16 protein-coding genes and 1 pseudogene are annotated in these 20087 nt (G+C 41.2%); 3 read left to right on the top strand and 14 right to left on the bottom strand.

All coding sequences use genetic code 11. The annotated features are described in order from the left end of the window. Window positions 1–386: 386 nt before the first annotated feature. The 5 genes from menC to MKX49_RS08305 form a co-directional block, all read right to left on the bottom strand. Window positions 387–1523, bottom strand: a complete 1137-nt coding sequence (gene menC / locus MKX49_RS08325) for an o-succinylbenzoate synthase (RefSeq protein WP_340876021.1) — start codon at window positions 1521–1523, stop codon at window positions 387–389. Between the two features lie 110 nt (window positions 1524–1633). Next, a complete protein-coding gene (locus tag MKX49_RS08320) occupies window positions 1634–2464 on the bottom strand; it encodes a GNAT family N-acetyltransferase (protein ID WP_340876020.1) in 831 nt (276 codons plus the stop codon). 150 nt (window positions 2465–2614) lie between these two features. After that, complete coding sequence (locus MKX49_RS08315) at window positions 2615–4099, bottom strand: amino acid permease (protein WP_340876018.1); 1485 nt, start codon at window positions 4097–4099, stop codon at window positions 2615–2617. Between the two features lie 36 nt (window positions 4100–4135). Continuing rightward, window positions 4136–5266 (bottom strand): amidohydrolase, encoded by a 1131-nt coding sequence (locus MKX49_RS08310; protein ID WP_340876017.1) that lies wholly within the window; start codon window positions 5264–5266, stop codon window positions 4136–4138. Window positions 5267–5312: 46 nt separating this feature from the next. Further along, window positions 5313–6170 (bottom strand): MurR/RpiR family transcriptional regulator, encoded by an 858-nt coding sequence (locus tag MKX49_RS08305; RefSeq protein ID WP_251542149.1) that lies wholly within the window; start codon window positions 6168–6170, stop codon window positions 5313–5315. A gap of 1272 nt (window positions 6171–7442) precedes the next feature. Here MKX49_RS08305 and MKX49_RS08300 point away from each other — a divergent pair. Further along, window positions 7443–7859, top strand: coding sequence for a PaaI family thioesterase (locus tag MKX49_RS08300; RefSeq protein WP_034312878.1), 417 nt, complete (start codon window positions 7443–7445; stop codon window positions 7857–7859). Window positions 7860–8013: 154 nt separating this feature from the next. Here the strand turns inward: MKX49_RS08300 and MKX49_RS08295 are convergent, their stop codons facing one another. Then, window positions 8014–8589: a hypothetical protein gene (locus tag MKX49_RS08295; protein ID WP_340876014.1), complete on the bottom strand. Its 576-nt coding sequence runs from the start codon at window positions 8587–8589 to the stop codon at window positions 8014–8016. A 318-nt stretch (window positions 8590–8907) separates the two neighbouring features. Between MKX49_RS08295 and MKX49_RS08290 the strand changes: the two genes are divergently transcribed. Further along, window positions 8908–9672, top strand: a complete 765-nt coding sequence (locus tag MKX49_RS08290; protein ID WP_340876013.1) for a hypothetical protein — start codon at window positions 8908–8910, stop codon at window positions 9670–9672. A gap of 95 nt (window positions 9673–9767) precedes the next feature. Here MKX49_RS08290 and MKX49_RS08285 read toward each other — a convergent pair whose 3' ends face one another. The 8 genes and pseudogenes from MKX49_RS08285 to MKX49_RS08250 all read right to left on the bottom strand — a co-directional run. Then, window positions 9768–11372, bottom strand: coding sequence for a long-chain-fatty-acid--CoA ligase (locus tag MKX49_RS08285; RefSeq protein ID WP_340876012.1), 1605 nt, complete (start codon window positions 11370–11372; stop codon window positions 9768–9770). A gap of 63 nt (window positions 11373–11435) precedes the next feature. After that, entirely contained in the window at window positions 11436–11840 is a 405-nt protein-coding gene (locus MKX49_RS08280) for a PaaI family thioesterase (protein WP_063576637.1), read from the bottom strand. Window positions 11841–11924: 84 nt separating this feature from the next. Beyond that, window positions 11925–13109 carry a thiolase family protein gene (locus tag MKX49_RS08275; RefSeq protein WP_340876010.1) on the bottom strand — a complete coding sequence of 395 codons (1185 nt, stop codon included), beginning with the start codon at window positions 13107–13109 and terminating at the stop codon, window positions 11925–11927. A 70-nt stretch (window positions 13110–13179) separates the two neighbouring features. Continuing rightward, window positions 13180–14328: an acyl-CoA dehydrogenase family protein gene (locus tag MKX49_RS08270; RefSeq protein WP_072272816.1), complete on the bottom strand. Its 1149-nt coding sequence runs from the start codon at window positions 14326–14328 to the stop codon at window positions 13180–13182. 112 nt (window positions 14329–14440) lie between these two features. Next, entirely contained in the window at window positions 14441–15613 is a 1173-nt protein-coding gene (locus tag MKX49_RS08265) for a thiolase family protein (RefSeq protein WP_340876008.1), read from the bottom strand. Window positions 15614–15708: 95 nt separating this feature from the next. Then, on the bottom strand, window positions 15709–16977 hold the full coding sequence (locus MKX49_RS08260) for an MFS transporter (protein WP_340876007.1): 1269 nt from the start codon (window positions 16975–16977) through the stop codon (window positions 15709–15711). A 90-nt stretch (window positions 16978–17067) separates the two neighbouring features. After that, the gene (locus tag MKX49_RS08255; RefSeq protein ID WP_340876006.1) at window positions 17068–18666 is read right to left on the bottom strand and encodes a long-chain-fatty-acid--CoA ligase; all 1599 of its coding nucleotides are present in this window, start codon (window positions 18664–18666) and stop codon (window positions 17068–17070) included. Between the two features lie 503 nt (window positions 18667–19169). After that, window positions 19170–19274, bottom strand: a pseudogene (locus MKX49_RS08250) (recombinase family protein); the annotation flags it as partial. A gap of 571 nt (window positions 19275–19845) precedes the next feature. Here MKX49_RS08250 and MKX49_RS08245 point away from each other — a divergent pair. Beyond that, complete coding sequence (locus tag MKX49_RS08245; protein ID WP_323598149.1) at window positions 19846–20085, top strand: hypothetical protein; 240 nt, start codon at window positions 19846–19848, stop codon at window positions 20083–20085. Window positions 20086–20087 lie beyond the last annotated feature (2 nt).

Here is a 20087-nt window from a genome sequence, read left to right as displayed (position 1 = left end):
AAGCAAAGTAAAGGATAAAAAATCTGTCGTTTTGAATTTCTCGTCCAGTCTTAATATTCTCTATCATATTATCTCCTAATAATACCTAATAATAGTTAAGCTTTTATTCCTATTATAACAAAATAGGATTTACAAAAGATTGTTATTCCACTTACCTAATTATTAAACTAATCACGATTCCTCTATAATTCATAGGATTTTCATAGCGATATCATTATCCATTATCTATGTAAGTTCAGCATTACTCCTCAAGGATAGGGATTTATCGAATAGCAGTCTTTACCTTTGCCCTAGCATTGCAAGTACTTCCAATCATTAATGTTTGTATTCAAAAAAAGGCATGCTCCCTTTTTCGGGAATCATGCCTTATGCAATGTTGTAGCAGCCTAGGCGTTTCTAGCAACATTCTCACTTAAATGATAGGTTTGACTGTGTATAGTATACTTTTTGATTTTTTCCATGCTTGGTTCATAGCCGATTCCAGGCAATTCTGGAACACTGATCATTCCGTTTTCCACTGTAACTTCGGGGTCAGTGATATCTTCTGCCCAATAGAGGGAGGAAGCTGCGGTGTCACCGGGAAGAGTGAAGTTCGGCAGTGAAGTGATTGCAATATTATGAGCTCTTCCAATGCCTGATTCCAGCATACCTCCACACCATAGCGGAATGCCATTTTCTAGGCATAAATCATGGATTTTCTTAGATTCAGTCAAACCTCCGACACGGCCAATCTTGATATTAATAATTTTACAGCTGCCCAATTTAATAGCTTTCCTGGCATCCTCTAATGAGTGTATGCTTTCATCCAGGCAAATAGGTGTTTTTAACCTTGACTGTAAATCTGCATGGTCAATGATATCATTATAGGCAAGCGGCTGCTCAATCATCATTAAATTAAAATCATCCAAGGCGGATAACCGGTCTATATCTTTTAAGGTATAAGCTGAATTTGCATCGGCCATGAGCGGGATTTCAGGATATACTTTTCGTACCTTGTTTATTAATTCAACATCCCAGCCCGGTTTGATTTTTAGTTTAAAACGTTTATAGCCTTCACCGAGACGAGCTTCAATTATATCCAGGGTCGAATCGATCGAATCCTTTATTCCGATGCTTACCCCCACTTCAATTTTCTTTTTTGTTCCACCTAACACATTTGAAAGAGAAGCACCTTGCTTTTTAGCATACAAATCCCAAATGGCACCCTCTAAAGCGGCCTTTGCCATATAATTTCCGCGAATATGGGTGAAATATTTTTCGGAAATTTCATCAGGATGCTTGATTTCATTTTTTAGGATTATTGGAATTAGATAGTCTTCCAGTATATGCCAATTTGTTTTTAAGGTCTCTTCATTATACAGGGGGTCGAGCATCGCAACCGATTCAGCCCAACCGGAAATGCCATCATCGCTTATGGCTTCCACAAGGATAAAATCCCTATCGTATTCCGTCCCAAAGCTAGTTGTAAAAGGTTCAAGCAAGTCTAGCTTAAGATGCCTTAGAATAACTTGTTTAATTTTCACTTAGAAATTCTCCTTCTGTGATAAAACTGTTAATGGACACAGTCTTACAAATTTTTTATTAATAGCTTACACAGCCTGAAATTACTAAACACTATATATATTCTTCTAGTTCATTTCCTTGATAGCACATAAAACTGAACGGGAATTTCCGTCATGGAATTCTTCATAAAACCTGTTACCTGCCATCCTTGCTGAAATAATCCGGTAAAAATGTCCCTGGTTTTCATCCGCCATTCTTTGGCCGCTTGAATATTTGTGACTCTTATTGTTCGGAAGTCCTTTGGAAGGGCCACAAAAGCTGTTTCACATTCTTGTTCAGGCAGCGGACGAGTGAAAGTTGGAACAGGTAATCCCTTTTCAATGGTATCCCATTGAATAAGCGAGTTTTCCATCACAAAGTCCAGCGGCATTCCCCCTCCGCTAGAATCCGTTGTCTCTTTTTTATCAATATGCCATTCGACAAGAAAGCGGTCAGAAGGAATTCCGCTGTTTAAAAGATCTTCCATTTCACCATAGCAGTTTGCTATATATGTGGAGCATACCCCACCGAGCTTGGCTATATTTAAATACCCATTAACACTTTCCAAAGGATCGTATGTCCAGGTAATAAGGGAATAGCCAAGCTTTAGCGCTTCCTCACGTTGTGCTAACTTTAACTTCTCGCCTATACCTTTGTTGCGAAATTGCTCATCTATGCCTAGTATATGTGAACAAAGATAGGCTGATTGCCCATTGAATCCCGGAAAGCTGTATTGAAATCCAATCAGCTTTCCTTCGCAATAAGCTCCTATAACCAAACCGCCGTTTTTCACGGCTGTTAAGGTTTGGTGTGTGGGGATTGAGTCGGTTTCTCCCCAAATGCTGGACTCTAGCTTTCTTACGTCCTCCAGCTCTTCAATTCCATGAATGGAACGAATTACAATTTCCTGTGATTTCGTCATGGTCAACCTCCTTGGTATAGCACAAGTGTCCTTATTGACAACATAAGATGACAAGGCAGTCCACAGCTGACGGCATGTCGTTACGGGGCACTGGGCTATCATGTAAATGGTCTTTCTTAATAATACTTTCCTGCTTTTTTACAAAAGAGGTTATTCCACTTTACTGAAATCGGCCTCTTGCAATGGAGTCATTTTTGTTCTCTTTACGATTTTATAACCTAGAAAAGCCAGGAAAAATAAAGGAAGCCCGATATAGGAAATTAAAATTCCATACCAATCAATCTCAGGACCGAAAAATGCAGAGTAATTTTGTCCCAGGATTGCCGTAACACATAAAAGTGTGGCTAATACCGGACCGAATGGATACCATTTTGATACATAAGGCAAATCTTTCAAATCTCTACCTTGTGCAATATATGCCTTCCGGAAACGATAATGTGTAATCGAAATTCCTAACCAGGATAAAAAACCGGATAATCCTGCAGCATTCAATAACCAAGTATAAATCGTGCCTTCACCGAAAAGAGAGGTCAGGAAAGCTGCCATCCCAACGATGGTAGAAAAGTACACAGCGTTCACTGGAATGCCGCCTGAATTCACTTTTTTTAGAAACGAAGGGGCTTTGCCTTCTTTCGCCAGCACCCAAAGCACGCGAGAAGCTCCGTACATGGCCGAATTGCCTGCAGAAAGAACGGAAGTAAGAATGACCACATTCATAACGGAGGCAGCGATGGCAAGCCCAGCGTTTTGAAAAACTAGAGTGAAGGGACTTACCGCAATATCTTCAATATCCGAGCTTAACAAACGCGGATCATTATAGCTTATTAAAAATCCAATCACAATTATCGCCAATACATAAAACAAGAGCAGTCTCCAGAAGATTTGCTTAATGGCTTTTGGTATATTTTTTCTTGGGTTTTCACTCTCGCCGGCCGCAATTCCTACTAACTCGGTACCTTGAAAGGCAAATCCTACCACCATAAAGACACTTATAATAGATAAAAAGCCTCCTTTAAACGGTGCCTCCCCTTTGGTGATATTTTCAAAACCTACGGCATCCCCTCCCATGATCCCAACAATCATTAATAAACCTACTGCAATAAAAATGATAATCGTCAAAACCTTTATAATGGCAAACCAGAATTCTGATTCTCCATATCCTTTTACCGATAAAATATTAAGGCCAAATATGAGTGCAAGAAATAATGCGCTCCAAATGATGCCTGGAACAGAAGGCAGCCAATATTTCATTATCAGGGAGGAAGCTGCTAATTCCAGCGCGACTACGATTGCATTGTTATACCAATAGTTCCATCCGACCGCAAATCCTAATGCAGGATCGACAAACCTTGATGTATAGGTACTAAAAGAGCCTGTAATAGGAATAAGGGCAGCCATTTCGGCTAAGCTTGTCATCAAAAAGTAAACCATGATCCCGGCAATTATATAAGCAGCCACAGCTCCTCCAGGACCCGCAGTATGAATAATGGAACCGCTTGCTAAAAATAGCCCCGTTCCAATGGTGCCGCCGATTGCAATCATCGATAGATGCCTTGGTTTGAGTTTTCGCTCCAGTTGTTTTTCATCAGCAGCTGTTTGGTCCCCGGTTTGTGATGTTTGTGCCGTATTTTCCATAAAACACCCCTTCATTAATTTTTTATGTGAAAAATTTTACTCTTCTGCCGCCATCATGACTGTGTTAATTAAAATTTTCGTTCCATAAATAAGTGCTTGTAAATTAAACTTCATATCCGGATGGTGCAGACCAGGCGTTAGATCGCAGCCTAACCCTATCATGGTTGCAGTTATATCAGGATTTTCGGCTGTATAAAAATGAAAATCCTCTCCTCCTTGAGAAACACAGACTGAAACGACATTTTCCATCCCAAGGATATCTGCAATTGCGGCCTCAGCCAGCTTTATCGCCTTTTCATGCAAGGTCGCAGCTGGGACAAATTCTTCCGCAGACCAGGAGATCGATGTTTCAGTTTGTTCCATTGTCTGTTCAAAAGCTACCTTTGTTAAGCGATTTAGTTCATTCATTACATCATTTGACTGCGCTCTGGCATCAATAGCAAAGACAGCTGTTTCCGGGATAACGTTTGATGCTTTATTGTTTGTTTCAAATTGAGTCATTTTGATGGAATAAGGAATTTCGGTTTCCAGATTAATCTGCTGTAATTTTTGGACAAGCAAAGCTGCTGCTTCAATTACATTTATTCCATCTTGCGGACGGGATGCATGAGCCTGAAGGCCTTTGATTGTACCCCTTATTGTTTCGGCTGAACCATGGACAATGACGGGGGAAGCCTTCATATAAGGAACCTCCGTACTGGGTCTTACATGTACCCCGAATAAATATGTAACATTCTCCAACGCGCCATCATTGATCATTTGAAGAGCGCCTTCCCCTGTTTCTTCTGCAGGCTGAAATATAAATCGGAGAGTGTGTTTAGGCCGGATTCCGCTGGAGGCAATGGCCAACGCTGTATATAAAACCATTGTGCTATGTGCGTCGTGTCCACATGAATGATTGGCCTTAACAACTCCATCTACTTCCTGAACAAGCGCATCCATATCAGCCCTTAATGCCACAACCTTTTTTGAAATGCCTGGAACCTCGGCAATAATTCCATAATGGCCCTGAAATGTTTTTACGGTGATGCCCGCTTCCCTAAGACATTTTAAAATATAGCAAGACGTTCTTTCTTCCTGCCAGCTTGGCTCTGCCAAAGAATGCAAATCATGGTAGGACTTCATCAATGTTTCTTGATGGTGATCAATATATTGAATCGGGTCCATAATGATGCCCCTCCTCCTTTACATGAATTTTAACTTTATTAAAAACTCATTCATTAAACACCTCATAACTTGAATATAGTCTTTCTAATTTTTGCTGATGGGTATATATCCGTTTTGCGTCTTTTTGATGGATGCCAGCAATGACTAAGTCCAACAAGCTAATAACGGAAGCGATTGAATTGGTTCCGGTTTCTGCGTTTTCTTCAGTTGTCAGTGAAATATCAGAGATGCGTCCGACTGGTGACAGAAGGCGGTCTGTAACTGAAATTAAACAAACTCCTTGTTCTTTGGCACACTCAGCAACTTTTAATGTTTCATTTGCATATCTTGGAAAGGAAAAAACAACTAATGCAGACTTATTTGTGAGATTACAAAACTTTTCATAGAAGTCTCCTGTAGGTGAACATAAACTTACATTTTCCCTTAATGAACTTAGCGTATAGGAGAACCAATAGGCGGCGGCATGGGAAATTCGATGCCCTGCAATCAATATTTGGTCAGCCTGGATCAGAACATCGACTGCTTTCCATATGTCCTGAACGTTCGTATGATCTAATAGATGTCTTAAAATATGAACTTCGTTTTCTATCACTTTTGTAAAGGGATCTTGCTTGTCATCAATGCGGAGAATGGAATCAGTATTGGATAAGTCTATTTGATTTTGGTGCAGCAGCTGTTTTTGAATCCTCGACTGCATTTTACTAAACCCTTCAAATCCCAATGAATAGGAAAACCGAATGACCGTTGTTTCACTAACCTCTGCTTCCCGACCAATTTGAAATGCCGTTTTAAAGGCGGCTTCATCCAAATTTTCAATCAGATAAGCGGCAACTTTTTTTTGACCTGCCGATAGATGATCAAATTTTTCTTTTACTAATAATTTAAATGGAAGATGTTCCACCATATCACTCCTTTCTGATGAATTAAATACTTCTTTTTGAAATTATGATGAAGGTAATACTTCTCTTTTTTTATACACTATCACAATTTAATTAGAAAAAGAAGAAGTTTTTGATTTTTTTGATAATTATTAACTTCAAACTTCCCTATGTTTTTTATAAAATAACATGCCCGTTGATTTCTGAAATCCGCTCCCTTTCCGCCGACTGCCCCTGCCAAGACTCCTTGACGCAAGCGCTTGTGGGGTCTAGACTAGCCAGTTTTTCGGCAGGAGTATCGCAAATTTCTTTAATCTATTATTTATTACAGTAAAAAAACTTGAAGGATCATCCAGTCTTAAAATAATTCGGGATGAGACTATCCATCATTTTTGTCTTAATGGTCGTTCCCGGTGATTTCTGAAATCCGCTCCCTTTCGCCGACTGCCTGCCAAGACTCCTTGACGCAAGCGCTTGTGGGATCTAGGCTAGCCAGTTTTTCGACAGGAGTGTCGTAAATTTCTTCCATCCAATGAGGATTACACCTGAAAAACTTAAAGTATAAACTAGACTAAAGCTTGGTTCCGAATAGAGCAGCCTACAGTTTTTTCTTTTAAAACACAAAGTTGATTGGAGCGGGTGTACGTGACTCCTGCGGGAAAAGCGTGGCATGGGAGACCCCGCAGGCGCGCCGAGGAGGCTCCCGCCCGCCCGCGGAAAGCGAGTGCCTGAAGTGAAAATCAACGTTCCCATTTATAAACACACAAAAAAAGACTGTCGGCAAACAAAAATTTTCTAGTTTGTAGACAAAAGTATTCTATCTAAATAAAACAAAGTTGATTCGAACGGAAGGTGCGAGACTCCTGCGGGACAAACGTGTCTAGGGGAGACCCCGCAGGCGGAAGCCAAGGAGGCTCCCCAGACCGCCCGCGGAAAGCGAGTACCTGGAGTGGATATCAAATCCACCACCAAATTACATTTCTTGGTTGGGGATGTGACCATTCCCGAACCACTTTTTTAGACAAAAGGGTTTCATCAGAATTTTTATACAAGTTGATTGGAACGGAAGGTGCGAGACTCCTGCGGGAAAAACGTGTCTAGGGGAGACCCCGCAGGCGGAAGCCGAGGAGGCTCCCCAGACCGCCCGCGGAAAGCGAGTGCCTGAAGTGGAAATCAACCAACTCATAATTTTTCTTGGTTCGGGTCTCTAATTACTTTATTTGTAACAACAACTTCATTGACACCAAGATATATGTTAGAATATTCTGTAGTTTCAACTTATTCAAGGGGGGTATTTAATGGGGGAACCATCTAAAGGAAACGAGCTTTTACAAGTTATTACGGAGGGGAAACAACCTCCGAATTGTGATCTAACGTTACAGATTGAAGCAAATTATGCCCAGGATGGAATTGCGAGAGGTGTATGGAAAGTAGATGAAAAGTTTATTAACGGAATTGGTGTAGCAATGGGCGGTTTTGTCACTTCTGCAGCAGATATTATGATGGCTTATGCGATATCATCTAAATTAAGCATCGGACAATCCTTCGCATCCATTGATTTACATACTACCTTTCATCGGCCAGTAAGATTAGGAGACGTACAAGTTGAAGCAAAAGTAGACCGAATCGGAAAAAAAACAGCTTATGTACTTGCAGATTTATTTCAAAATGATAAAAAGGTGGCTAGCGTTGTGTCATCAGTTATGATCCTTTAAACCATAAAAAAAGCATGTTGCACAAAAAAGCCCTTTCGTAACATGCTTCTTTCATTTAGACCATTCGATAAAATCAAGATAGCACAAGATTCACCGCTTCGCCTAATCACCTCATTGTAAATCAATTTTATATTTTCTTTGGATAGACATCTCATCAAACAAGCCATCGCAGCACGGGGCTTTTGAGATCCATGGTGAATAGACCGTAATCAATGACGACCATTTCATCATTCTCGTTATATCCGACATTATCTAAACGCAAATCTATTGGGATCATACCGTGCCTCAGGAATTTTAATTCCAACTTGAACAGTTTCGTATATTCCTTGATTGCAAACGGCACTTTCGTGTCCACCTTCTTCATGATTATCCAGCCCGTCCCATACTCCTTAACTGGACATAAATACTTTTTGACTTCCTCATTACAGTTATTATATATATAGGCTTCATTTGCATTGCTTATTAGTCCTACTTGTGACAATGCAATTTTTAAAATATAGCCATTATTTAAATCATAGACGACCCGGTTAAAACCATGCCCGATTATTTTATACTTGAACTTGAGCGTTTTTCTGGCGGTGGATACTAATTGTCCAGCGGTTATATATATTTGGAATATCCCTATTTGAGATATCCAGGACTCAATGGCTTTCATCTCTTGCATGGACAGCATTGCACTTTTATTTGGCTGATGTAACCTTTCCTTACCATTGTTAATTGGCCACAACATATCCTAAACGTCTCCTTTTTTTAAAATTTGTTACTGCAGAGGTCTCCAAGGATGAGAAAACTATAAAAGAATAAAAGCATGTTCTCAGTTTTTCAAGATTTCCCCTTCGTTATAAATATGATATGAATCTTTTATAAAACGGCTTGTACTGTAGCTGAGAAATCATTATCATGGACAGGGAACTTCGAATCATTTGGATGAACATGTTCTAGGCACTCCCCTTTCCTTCTTTTGCAAAAAAATGGTATATTATTCTTTGACATCATGGTTTAAGACAAGGAGTGATGAAGTATTCGTAAAAGTTGGATCATTTCAGCAATGGTTGGATTATTGCTTATTTGTTTAAGTGTGATTGCCTTAAATTATTTCAAGAGCGATAAAACTGAAAAAGGGGAAAATGCGGAAGCCAAGGAATCCAAAATTCCTGAGGTTGAGGAATATGGCGGGATCCATCTTGAAAAAGTCGGGGATAAGGTTCGCCAAAAAAATTGGGGAACCTTCAGATTACTAGAAACGAAGTCTATTAATGAGGCTTTTGAATTGGCACCGATGGTCATCACAGTCAAGGATATCCGCAGGATTCAATTATCTTCACTCACAGATAAAGTAAAAGAGGAACTCAAGTCCTATACGGGATTGAGTTTTGAAGAGGCCTATTCGATATATTATAAAGAGAATTTATCCATGGAGGAAATCGATCAACAGGCGGCGTTGTCTAAAACGGATATCGTTGAAGAGGTTTCTTATCTAGAGATAACTTATTCTGTTGAAAATAAAGATTCGAAGGAACTTCAGTTCTTCAGCATGGAAAATGTTACTTTCAATGATGATCTTACATATGATGTGCCTTCTAAAAATTTCATCCATTCCGGGGATACTTTTATGGGGACAAAAAAAGTAAGTCGATCCGATTACCAACCAGGAGAATTGAGAAAAGGCACAATTGGTTTATTGGTTGATCCAGAGGCAAAATTAGATCGGCTCGATTCCTTTTCATTCACTACCGATGATATAGCGGATGGTAAGTCTCATGAATTATTGGTGGATGGGACTTCATTTGAAATTCCCCTAAAAGGAAAGTAGATTTTTAGTCTATAAACCCTAAACAAGGGGAACCTTGAATAAAGGTTCCCCTTGTTTAGGGTTTCATCTGAGCTCCCTTACGATAACTGATATGCTTATCTCCCTCCGGCAGTAGGGCTCTGTGCTTCCTCCATTAATATTCTGCGCAAGATTTTACCGACAGCTGATTTTGGCAATTGCTCCCTGAACTCAAAACTTCGCGGCACTTTATATCTGGCCAATCGCTGCATGCAAAACTCCCTTATTTCCTGCTCCGAGACTGACTTGCCTTTCTTTAAAACTATGGCCGCTTTTATCGTTTCCCCACGGTATGAATCCGGTACTCCATACACACAAGTCTCTTTTACGGCTGGATGCTGATAAATAATATCCTCGACTTCAATTGGATAAACATTATAACCGCTTGCAATGATCATATCTTTCTTTCTGCCTACGATATAAAAATATCCCTCTTCATCCATCGTCGCGATATCCCCAGTGTAAAGCCATCCATCCCGCAAAGCTGTTGCCGTTTCCTCTGGATTTTCCCAATATCCCTTCATTACTTGCGGACCTTTAATGATCAGTTCGCCTCTTTCTCCTGCTGGCAATTCATCAACGCCTGTTTTCAAATCGACGATTTTAGCATCGGTATTTGGGTATGGAATTCCGATACTTCCTTGTTTTTTCTGTCCTATGACTGGATTACGGTGTGTAGTGGGGGAAGTTTCCGACATCCCAAATCCTTCTAATATTGTAACCCGTAATTTTTTTTCGAACTGTTGAGTGATTTCTATCGGAAGCGGCGCAGAACCACAGCTGCAGTACTTAAAGCAGCATAAATCGTCCGCCGTCAAATCCGGGTGATTCAATAAAGCAATATACATGGTCGGGACACCAGGAAAAATGGTTGGCCGATGTGTTCGAATCAAATCTACCACCTTATCTATTTCAAATTTCTCTAATGTGATATAAGTTGATCCGGCATATATGGCACTATTCAATCGTCCATTACCAAAGACATGGAATAATGGGGTCAATCCAAGCATCCGTTCGCCAGGACTTTGGAGTTGAAGGGCATTAGCCGTGAAAGCAAAATCTTGAAATACATTCGAGATCAAATTAAAATGCGTGAGCATGACCCCTTTTGATTTCCCTGTAGTTCCCCCTGTATATTGAAGAACAGCCACAGCTTCCTTTGGATCGATGTCCAGAACAGGAAGTTCCTTATCTTTCCTTGATAAATCCGTTCCAGTTTCCATTAATTGCTCGGCAGATATGAACGTTAACCTTTCAGAAAAACTTGTTAGCGCTAATATTTCCCGTTGTATCTCCCGCCCAATGAACCAATTTGCTCCGGAATCCCGTAATATATAGTCCAATTCACTCGACTTATACAGTGGGTTCACTTGAACGACCATACCTCCCAAACGATGGGTGGCATAATAGGCAATGATATATTCTAGACAATTTGGCAGCATGATTGCTATACGATCGTCTTTTTGAAATCCACGGTTGTCTAAATTCACAGCAAAACGATCTGCGGCATCCTTTAATTCCATATATGTCATTTCCCGATCCCCATCTATTACGGCCTTGCAGGTTGGGTAAAGTCGGGCTGAACGTTCAAGGAGTCCATATAAGGACAATACTGGAATGTCAATTTCTGCTGGGGTTTCTTTCGGATAAAATCGATGCCAAGCTCTAGTCAATTTTTTCACACCTCATTTTTCACTATTAAAATGGAGCATACTCACTTGTCAGCCAATTTGATCACCCTTACCTCATTTATCGCGAATGATTTTAAAAATTCCTGTGCCCTTAGCAATGATGTTGCCTTCAGCATCTTTTATTTCTCCTTCAGTAAAGGCAATTTTGTATCCTTTTTGCAGGACTTTTGCTTCCGCAAATAGTTCCCCGCTTGATATGCTGGCTAAATAATGTACTGTTAAACTTGTCGTAACGACTTTAGATTTGGTGACGGAACGAGTCACCATTCCTAGGATGGTATCCAGCATGGTGGCATGAATGCCTCCGTGCAGTGTTCCATTGACATTAAGTAAATGTTCTTCAATGTTTAGCTTTATTGTTACATTCCCTTCTTCAAACCGGATGATTTCAAACCCAATATGTGAAAAGAATGCACTACTTTCGAATTGATTCCGAATATCCTCCACTTCAACAGGCAATCTTCCTCCCCCTCACTTATGCAATTCAACTTATATACGGAAAGGAGCAGAAACGTATGGGGTTTCCGCTCCTTTATCGTTGGACTATATCGTTTCAATCATGATCGCCATTCCCTGGCCGCCGCCTACACAAAGTGTAGCAACTCCATATTTTTCTTTTCTGCGAATCAGTTCATATATTAGTGTTGTCACGATCCTTGCGCCCGTTGAACCGACTGGGTGCCCAAGTGCAATGGCGCCTCCGTTTACATTCACCTTGTTTTCATCTAACGATAAATCCCTGATTACTGCCAATGCCTGTGAAGCGAACGCTTCATTTAATTCGAAAAGCCCAATTTCTTCTACTTTTTTCCCGGTGCGCTCCATAAGTTTTCCAACGGCTGGTACTGGACCAATTCCCATCACTTCAGGAGAAACTCCGGCAGTCGCCCAATCGACGATCTTTGCGATTGGCTGTACTTGCAACCGTTCCGCTTCACTGGCCTTCATTAACACCAATGCAGCTGCCCCGTCATTTCGGCCACAAGCATTCCCTGCAGTGACGGTTCCGTTTTCCCTGAATGCCGGTTTTAAGCTTGCAAGCTTTTCCATTGTGGTATCCGGGCGTGGATATTCATCCGTTTCAACGGTAACCGTACTCTTCCTGTCAGAGACCTGGACAGGAACGATCTCATCCTTGAACTTTCCTTCTTTTAACGCTTGCGCCGCTCTTCGTTGACTTTCCACTGAAAAGGCATCTTGTTCTTCCCTGGAAATGTTGTATCGCTGTGCGACATTTTCAGCGGTGATTCCCATCACCAAACTTTTTCCATAAATTTCTTGAGGCTGCTGCCCAGCTTCAGTATTAGAATCAACTAGTTGGGTCCGGTCTCCCCCAAAACGGGCACTTCTTAAATAAAGCGGTGCCCGGCTCATGCTTTCCGTACCCCCGGCAACGACTATATTTGCTTGACCTGAGCTTATCTGCTGTGCTGCTGAGGTGATGGCTTGCATTCCAGATGCACATAAGCGGTTTACCGTAAAGGCCGGTGCAGAATCGGGAATCCCTGATCGCAATGCTGCCACCCTCGCGACATTCGAGGATTCGGTCGTTTGCCTAACCTCCCCGAAAATGACTTCATCCACTTGTTCCGCTGCAATATTTGCCCGCTTGATCGCTTCTTTAATGGCAATGCTAGCCAAATGACCGGAACTAATCTCTTTAAATGCTCCACCGTACCTACCAATTGGTGTTCGTACAGCACTCACGATCACGATATCTTCTCCCATTTCGTTCCTCCCCCTTGAAATTCCGTATACTTGGGCAAAAGACTACCTGCCCGAATAAAACAGAAAACATTCAGCACTCTTCCAAGACATTTCTTGCAATGATTAAACGTTGGATTTCATTCGTTCCTTCATAGATCTTCGTTATGCGGGCATCCCGATAAAAACGTTCTACTGGATATTCAGCCATATATCCCATCCCGCCATGAATTTGTACCGCTTTATCCGCCACCCGATTAAAAACGTCAGAAGCGAACAGTTTTGCCATTGAAGCTTCCTTGATCACTTTTTTTCCTTCATCAATCTTTTGTGCCGCCATCATCGTCAATGCTCTTGCGGCTTCCGTTTCGGTTGCCATATCAGCAAGCATCCATTGAATCGCTTGGTTGTCAGCGATCGGTTTACCGAATTGGATGCGCTCTTTGGCATATTTGGCTGATAATTCAATTAATTTTCCACTTGAACCCACTGCTCTTGCGGCCAATCCTACTCGCCCTTCACCTAAAATTTTAAGTGCAGAAATATATCCCATTCCAACTTCGCCGATTACATTTTCTTCAGGTATGATACAATCTTCAAAAATGACCTGTGAGGTATATGATCCTCTTAATCCCATTTTTTTGTCCTTTTTGCCGACAGTCAAACCAGGAAAGTCTCTTTCCACTAAAAAAGCGGTAATCCCTCCCTTTGCCCCTTTATCTTTATCCGTTAAAGCGAATACGGTATAAACATCAGCTATCGGCCCATTCGTGATGAAATGTTTCGTACCGTTCATCACCCAGTAATCACCCTTCTTTTCTGCACTCGTTGCCAAATTGGTTGCATCCGATCCCGCTCCGGGTTCAGATAAAGCAAAGGCGCCAATTTTCGTGCCTGCTGCCATTTCAGGCAAGTATTTATTTTTCAAATGTTCGGATGCCAGCTTAACCAGACCTGTACTGCCAATCCCGGTGTGAGCGCTTATTAATGAAACGAAACCATTATGGGTCCTTCCTAACTGCTCTAAAACGGTAGCCTTTCCCACCGCATTTAAGCCAATTCCACCGTATTGCTCGGGAATGCTTATCCCGAATAAGCCAAGGTCTTTCGCTTTTTCCACCAAATGCCCCGGGATGGCATCTTCTTCTTCAATTTGTATGGCGAAGGGCTCCACTTCCCTTTCAACAAAATTACGGATCATTTCCTTCATTTGCTGCATTTCCTTGGTTAAAGTGATTGTCATGAGTTTATTCCTCCTTAGTACTGTTCATGTATAGTAGCCATCGACAAGTAGGGCATTTAGGTCTGAATGCTGTGCTAAATTCATTGTTTTTTTTGTAAACACACATGTAAAATCAGGCTTCACGTTCAATTATCGTAGCAATTCCCTGTCCGCCTCCAATGCAAGCTGTAATAAGGGCGAACCTTCCGGCAGAACGCTTCAATTCATGAACCGCTTTCGTAATGAGGATGGCACCCGTCGCACCTAGTGGGTGTCCATGTGCAATGGCTCCCCCGTTCACATTCACTTTTGCTAGATTCATATCAAGCTCCCGATTACAGGCAATGACTTGAGCGGCGAATGCTTCATTAATCTCAATGATGTCCATTTCATTTAAGGAAAGTCCTGATTTCTCCATTACCTTCCTTATAGCGGGAACAGGTCCTATTCCCATATAATTTGGATCTACCCCTGCAACTGCCTGTGCCCTGATCATCGCTAAAGGTTTAATCCCCAATTCCACCGCTTTTTCCCTCGACATGATGACCAATGCTGATGCGGCATCATTCAATCCCGAACTATTGCCTGCAGTCACGGACCCGCCTTCTAGAAATGCAGGCGATAATTTGGCTAGCCCTTCTTTCGTTATTTGCGGTCGTGGATGTTCATCCAAATTAAATTCGATATCGTCACCTTTTCTGACGGGAATGTGGATAGGCACAATTTGTTCATTGAACCGGCCCTCTTCCACGGCTCTGGCCATATTTTTTTGGCTTTGTAGAGCAAAGGCATCTTGTTCTTCCCTGCTGACCTCATATTTTCCCGCTAAGTTTTCAGCCGTGATTCCCATCGGGGGATCGCCAATCTCTTTTGGGGACAACCTGGACTTTCTGAACTGCGGCGGCTTTGCACTGTATGGTTTTTCCGGTCGGTCCATCAAGTATGGCGCCCTGCTCATGCTCTCGACCCCACCGGCGATATAGACATCGCCTTCGCCAGCCCGGATTGCTTGTGCAGCCAAGTTGACAGCATTTATTCCCGAGCCGCATTGACGGTCGACAGTCAGTCCCGGAAGATGAATCGAGAGGCCCGTTTCCAGTGCAGTTAACCTGGCAATGTTTCCACCCCCGCTTAACACATTCCCCATGATTACATCATCTACCATACGAGGTTCTACATTCGCTCGTTTCAAGGCTTCTTTCATCACTTCTGCTCCAAATACGTGGGCAGGAACAGATGCAAGTGCACCTCCCTGTTTTCCAATTGCTGTTCGAACTGCAGAAACTATGACGGCTTCTCTATTCATGTCCCATCCGCTCCTTTTCCTTTTATTCACTCCATTATTTGAAGGCATTCCTTCTCTTCACTAGTTTCATTGAATGTAAGCAGGTTCGACCCTGCTTATGAGGACTTAAGGTCAAAATTATCAGAACTTTTATTTTTAAGTTTCCCGGCCGGTTTAACGAATATCGCAAACAGGATGCCAAAAGCCAGGACAAGGATGGCCATGAACAATATCGATAGGTTATAACCCAATAGTTGATTTCCTCCAGCTAGACTTATGATATAGCCAGTTAATAGAGGTGCAACAATGCCCGCTAGATTTCCTGATGATGTTAAGATGCTTGTCATCAATCCCCCCCGCTCCTGCATTTCATTGATCATGATCGTTGGTCCGATTGGTAAAATGGCGTATGTAAGGCCCTTTGCTAAACACATGGCGACTATCACCCAGATTGGATTTTGAAATATCATGATTGAGGAAAAGAACAATGCACCAAGAATCATGGCGCCCGCAACGACGAATACTCTTGATGATCGCCAATTCTGATTCTTCTTGAATAAATGATCGGACGCCATCGAAACCCCCATATAAATACATACGGAAACGACTCCGATTATCGCAACGCTGGTTCCCATTTGACCTGGACTCATTTTAACGGCTTCCACTAAATAAATCGGGAGCCAAACAGAAAACCAAACAACTAAAATATACGTTGAAAAATAAGCTAGTGTAGTAAAAAAAGCAGTAGGTGAGGCCAGTAGCAGCAAAAAGTCTTTCACTTTTATTTTTTCCAGTTTTTGTTTCTTTTTCTTTTGGACGTTTTCATATACTTCAACTGGATTTTCCTTTGTTAAAAATTGAAAGAGGAAGAACCAAACAAGGCTTGCTGCACCAAGTGCTGCAAAGGCAACCTTCCAGCCGAATATCGTAATTAAGGAAACGAGGATCGGTGCCACGATCATCGCACCAACGGTCCCTCCGCCAACAACAACCGAATTTGCAAAGCCTTTCAGTTTCGGCGGAAACCACTTATCGGCATGGCTGTAAGCAATTGGGCTATAAGGCCCTTCGAATGCGCCAAGTAAAATCCTGTATAGAATTAATAACGGAAGAGCGGTGATGGCTAAAACGCCGAATTGCAAAACGGTCCATGTCAGCATGATGAACCCCAGCACTTTTTTAGCCCCCAGCCGATCAGCCCATGCTGCCCCAAAAATCCCTGTTACTGGGTAAAGCCAATAATAACTGCTTCCAACAAGACCCCACTCTGCATAGGTAAGATTGAATTCCTTCATGATGGGAACAGCTGCGAGGCCCACGATCGATTTATCTGCAAAATTGATGACGGCTCCAAAGAATAATAGAATGAGAACAACCCAACGCATATGAATCCCTCCTCTTCTTTATTTGTTTACAATGGCATACCAACCAACGTAAGGTTCAACTTAGATGGTTGAAATCACATTCCTCCTCTTTCAATCCTTCTCTAATTCCTCTTTAACTAACAATCTTTTTAATAGTTTACCCACTGTATTACGCGGAAGTTCTTTTCTTAATTCAAATACTTTTGGTACTTTATAAGGCGTCAATTGGGAATAGCAATATCCTTCTATTTCTTCAAGATCCACGGAAGCGCTTTCTTTAGGTACGATGAATGCTTTCACTATTTCTCCTTTTTCTTTATGGGGGATGCCAACCACAGCTGCCTCTTTAATGGACGGATGTTCATACAGAACCCCTTCTACCTCCTGCGGGTAAATATTGAATCCGCCGACGATGATCATTTCTTTTTTCCTGCCGACGATATAGAAATATCCTTCGTCATCCATCACAGCAAGATCGCCAGTATATAGCCAATCATTCTGTAAGGCCTTTTTGGTTTCGGCTTCGTTATTCCAATAACCCTTCATGATTTGCGGGCCTTTTATGAGCAACTCCCCGACGGATGTGTTAGGCACTTCATTATTTTCATCGTCAATGATCATACAGTCCGTGCCTGGAAAAGGGATGCCAATGCTTCCTATTTTCCTTTTTCCGAAAGGCGGATTACGATGAGTGGAAGGTGAAGCCTCAGACAAACCGAAACCCTCTCCGATTTTGGCACCGGTCAGCCCCTCAAATCGCTTTATTACTTCAACCGGCAGGGGGGCCGATCCACAAGAACAACTTTTTAAACAATTCAGTCCATAGTTTTCAATTCCTGGATGATTGACGAAAGCGTTGTACATCTTTGGAACTCCTGGAAAGAAAGTCGGACGGTACTTTTTTATTTTTGCAAGTACATCTTCAAGTTCGAATTTAGGAAATAAGAGGATGGCAGCTCCAATATAGATACCTAGATTCATTGCACTCGTCATGGCATAAACATGGTAAAGAGGCGTAGCTGCCAAAACGATTTCTTCTCCAGGTTTCAGGGAATCTCCATACATTTCAAAGCTCTGCACGACATTGGAGGTTAAATTATGGTGAGTAAGCATGACACCCTTCATCTTTCCAGTGGTGCCGCCAGTATATTGGATGACTGCCGTATCTTCATGCGGGATTATCACTACTGGCTTCTTAATCGCATCCCCGGTTTCAATCATCGTTTTAAGGGAATAGGAGCCATTTTGATCATTTTCCGTATCAATGCATACATCAAATTCATATATCGCTTTCGTTTCTTCGATTGTATTTGCGGCCGTTTGGTCAAATACAATTTTCTTGGTATCCGAGTCTATTAATATTTGCAATAGTTCCCGCGGTTTATACAAGGGATTAATTTGTACAACCAACAGACCCAGTGCCTGGGCAGCATAATAACTGATTATGAAATAAGGGTGGTTGGCCATCATCAGTCCAATCCGTTCACCTTTAACAAAGCCCATTTCTCTCCATTTACCTGCAAGTTTGTCTACCTGCATTTTTAGATTCTTATAATCCATTGACTGGTCTTCATAAATGATGGCTGTATGGTGTGGAAACTTACTTGCTGTTATATCAAGCAGTGAATAGACGGATATTTCCGGTAGCTTCATAGATTTCATACTTTCAACATACCATTGCTCCCATGGTTTATTTATCGTTTTTCGCACCATTTATCCCCCCGCACATAAACGAATTTCATATCGTGCATGTTTGATTTATAACTATTATTATGCAACTTGCATGCCAAGTCCCAATTTAATGTAAAGTCGCTTATTATTAACATCAGTCAATTCATTAATGAATTTTATTCGCAAATAATGCCTTTCTATAGGGGATTCATCGAAATGCCCATAATTCATTTTTGAATTTATATAAACTCAGCTCTTTACTAACGATATTGAAAAGTTGACTTTTACCATATTATAGATTATACCTACTCACAAATCGTGTTATAGACTTTGGGGATTATAAAATTGAAAAGCCCATCCAGCTGAGGATGGGCTTTTCGAATTTTATTGACCTACGGTTAAATAAAAAATCTATAGCTCCCTTTCCATTCCTGGATTTTTAGATTTTGCGCGTTCGTAGACTGATTTTGCCACCGCTGAATCCAAGAATCATCAAAGCCACACAACTAGTTCAATCGATCGGACCATCCTGTAAAGACCTAGATATCAAGTTCTTTAAGAACATTATCCAACATGGCCTGAAGTTGTCGTCCTTCATTTTGATCTTTGCTACTCACTCTTATGTATCCAAATTTACGGACATCCATTTTTTTACTCCTTCATCTACTTTTCTCTCTCTTATTCTATCAAAAGCGTTCGTAAATGTTTTTCTAACTTTTACGAACGGGTGTAACAATGCTATACAGACCATTTCGGAAATTTTTTAGCTTTAAACGGCGCTCAACCATTTTTGTGAAATACAACATTTTCTTTTTTGGATATTATTAAAATAATAAATCTGCTGATTTTGTTAATTTTAGCCCCTTCTTCCTATCAACCTGTCATCCTTTTATCATACCAAGAGGTTTTTGCTCGAATTTCCAAATGAAATTCTTGACAATGTAAGCGCTTTCTTTTATGATAATAATAGGTTGGATGGCATGCGTGGCCGTCATAGTATCTGGCGTAGGTGGGGCCAATACCCGGAACAGTACATAGAAAGAATAGCTTCTTCCGAATAGGAAACAGTGATTCATCAATCATATTATTCAAATACAAAAAAAACTCTGTATTCGGTCAAATTCAGGGTTCCCCTAGCTTAAAAGCTCCCCTTTAAATCCCTTATGTTTTTATTACAAATATGTATGCTAGTTTTATTGTAGAATGAGGAGGTACTTTATGAAGATCAAAAAAAGTTCCCTTTACGATGAATTACCGTTAGAATTATTGGCAGGATTTTATTATGAAATAAATAAGAACATTGAAAATGAAATCTTGTCTGGTGCTATGCAGCATGAAATTAGATTAATTGAACAAACAGCATTAAAAAGGAGTATCTCACTTGAATACCTACATGACAAGGGTGCTTGTATAATTGAAGCCGAGAAACTACTAAGAGAAACTACCCTGCAACCCTAAAT

It is taken from the genome of Peribacillus sp. FSL M8-0224 (assembly GCF_038003055.1).
Classification (GTDB): domain Bacteria; phylum Bacillota; class Bacilli; order Bacillales; family DSM-1321; genus Peribacillus; species Peribacillus frigoritolerans.
Note: the sequence above shows the minus strand (reverse complement) of the source record. Positions and strands in the feature narration are given on the sequence as shown.

Coding starts and splice junctions, on each gene's coding strand:
- MKX49_RS08300 (WP_034312878.1), top strand. CDS start 7,443: ATGGGGGAACCATCTAAAGGAAACGAGCTTTTACAAGTTATTACGGAG.
- MKX49_RS08260 (WP_340876007.1), bottom strand. CDS start 16,977: ATGCGTTGGGTTGTTCTCATTCTATTATTCTTTGGAGCCGTCATCAAT.
- MKX49_RS08275 (WP_340876010.1), bottom strand. CDS start 13,109: ATGGGAGAAGATATCGTGATCGTGAGTGCTGTACGAACACCAATTGGT.
- MKX49_RS08295 (WP_340876014.1), bottom strand. CDS start 8,589: ATGTTGTGGCCAATTAACAATGGTAAGGAAAGGTTACATCAGCCAAAT.
- MKX49_RS08310 (WP_340876017.1), bottom strand. CDS start 5,266: ATGGACCCGATTCAATATATTGATCACCATCAAGAAACATTGATGAAG.
- MKX49_RS08315 (WP_340876018.1), bottom strand. CDS start 4,099: ATGGAAAATACGGCACAAACATCACAAACCGGGGACCAAACAGCTGCT.
- MKX49_RS08320 (WP_340876020.1), bottom strand. CDS start 2,464: ATGACGAAATCACAGGAAATTGTAATTCGTTCCATTCATGGAATTGAA.
- MKX49_RS08265 (WP_340876008.1), bottom strand. CDS start 15,613: ATGAATAGAGAAGCCGTCATAGTTTCTGCAGTTCGAACAGCAATTGGA.
- MKX49_RS08245 (WP_323598149.1), top strand. CDS start 19,846: ATGAAGATCAAAAAAAGTTCCCTTTACGATGAATTACCGTTAGAATTA.
- MKX49_RS08290 (WP_340876013.1), top strand. CDS start 8,908: ATGGTTGGATTATTGCTTATTTGTTTAAGTGTGATTGCCTTAAATTAT.
- MKX49_RS08305 (WP_251542149.1), bottom strand. CDS start 6,170: ATGGTGGAACATCTTCCATTTAAATTATTAGTAAAAGAAAAATTTGAT.
- MKX49_RS08270 (WP_072272816.1), bottom strand. CDS start 14,328: ATGACAATCACTTTAACCAAGGAAATGCAGCAAATGAAGGAAATGATC.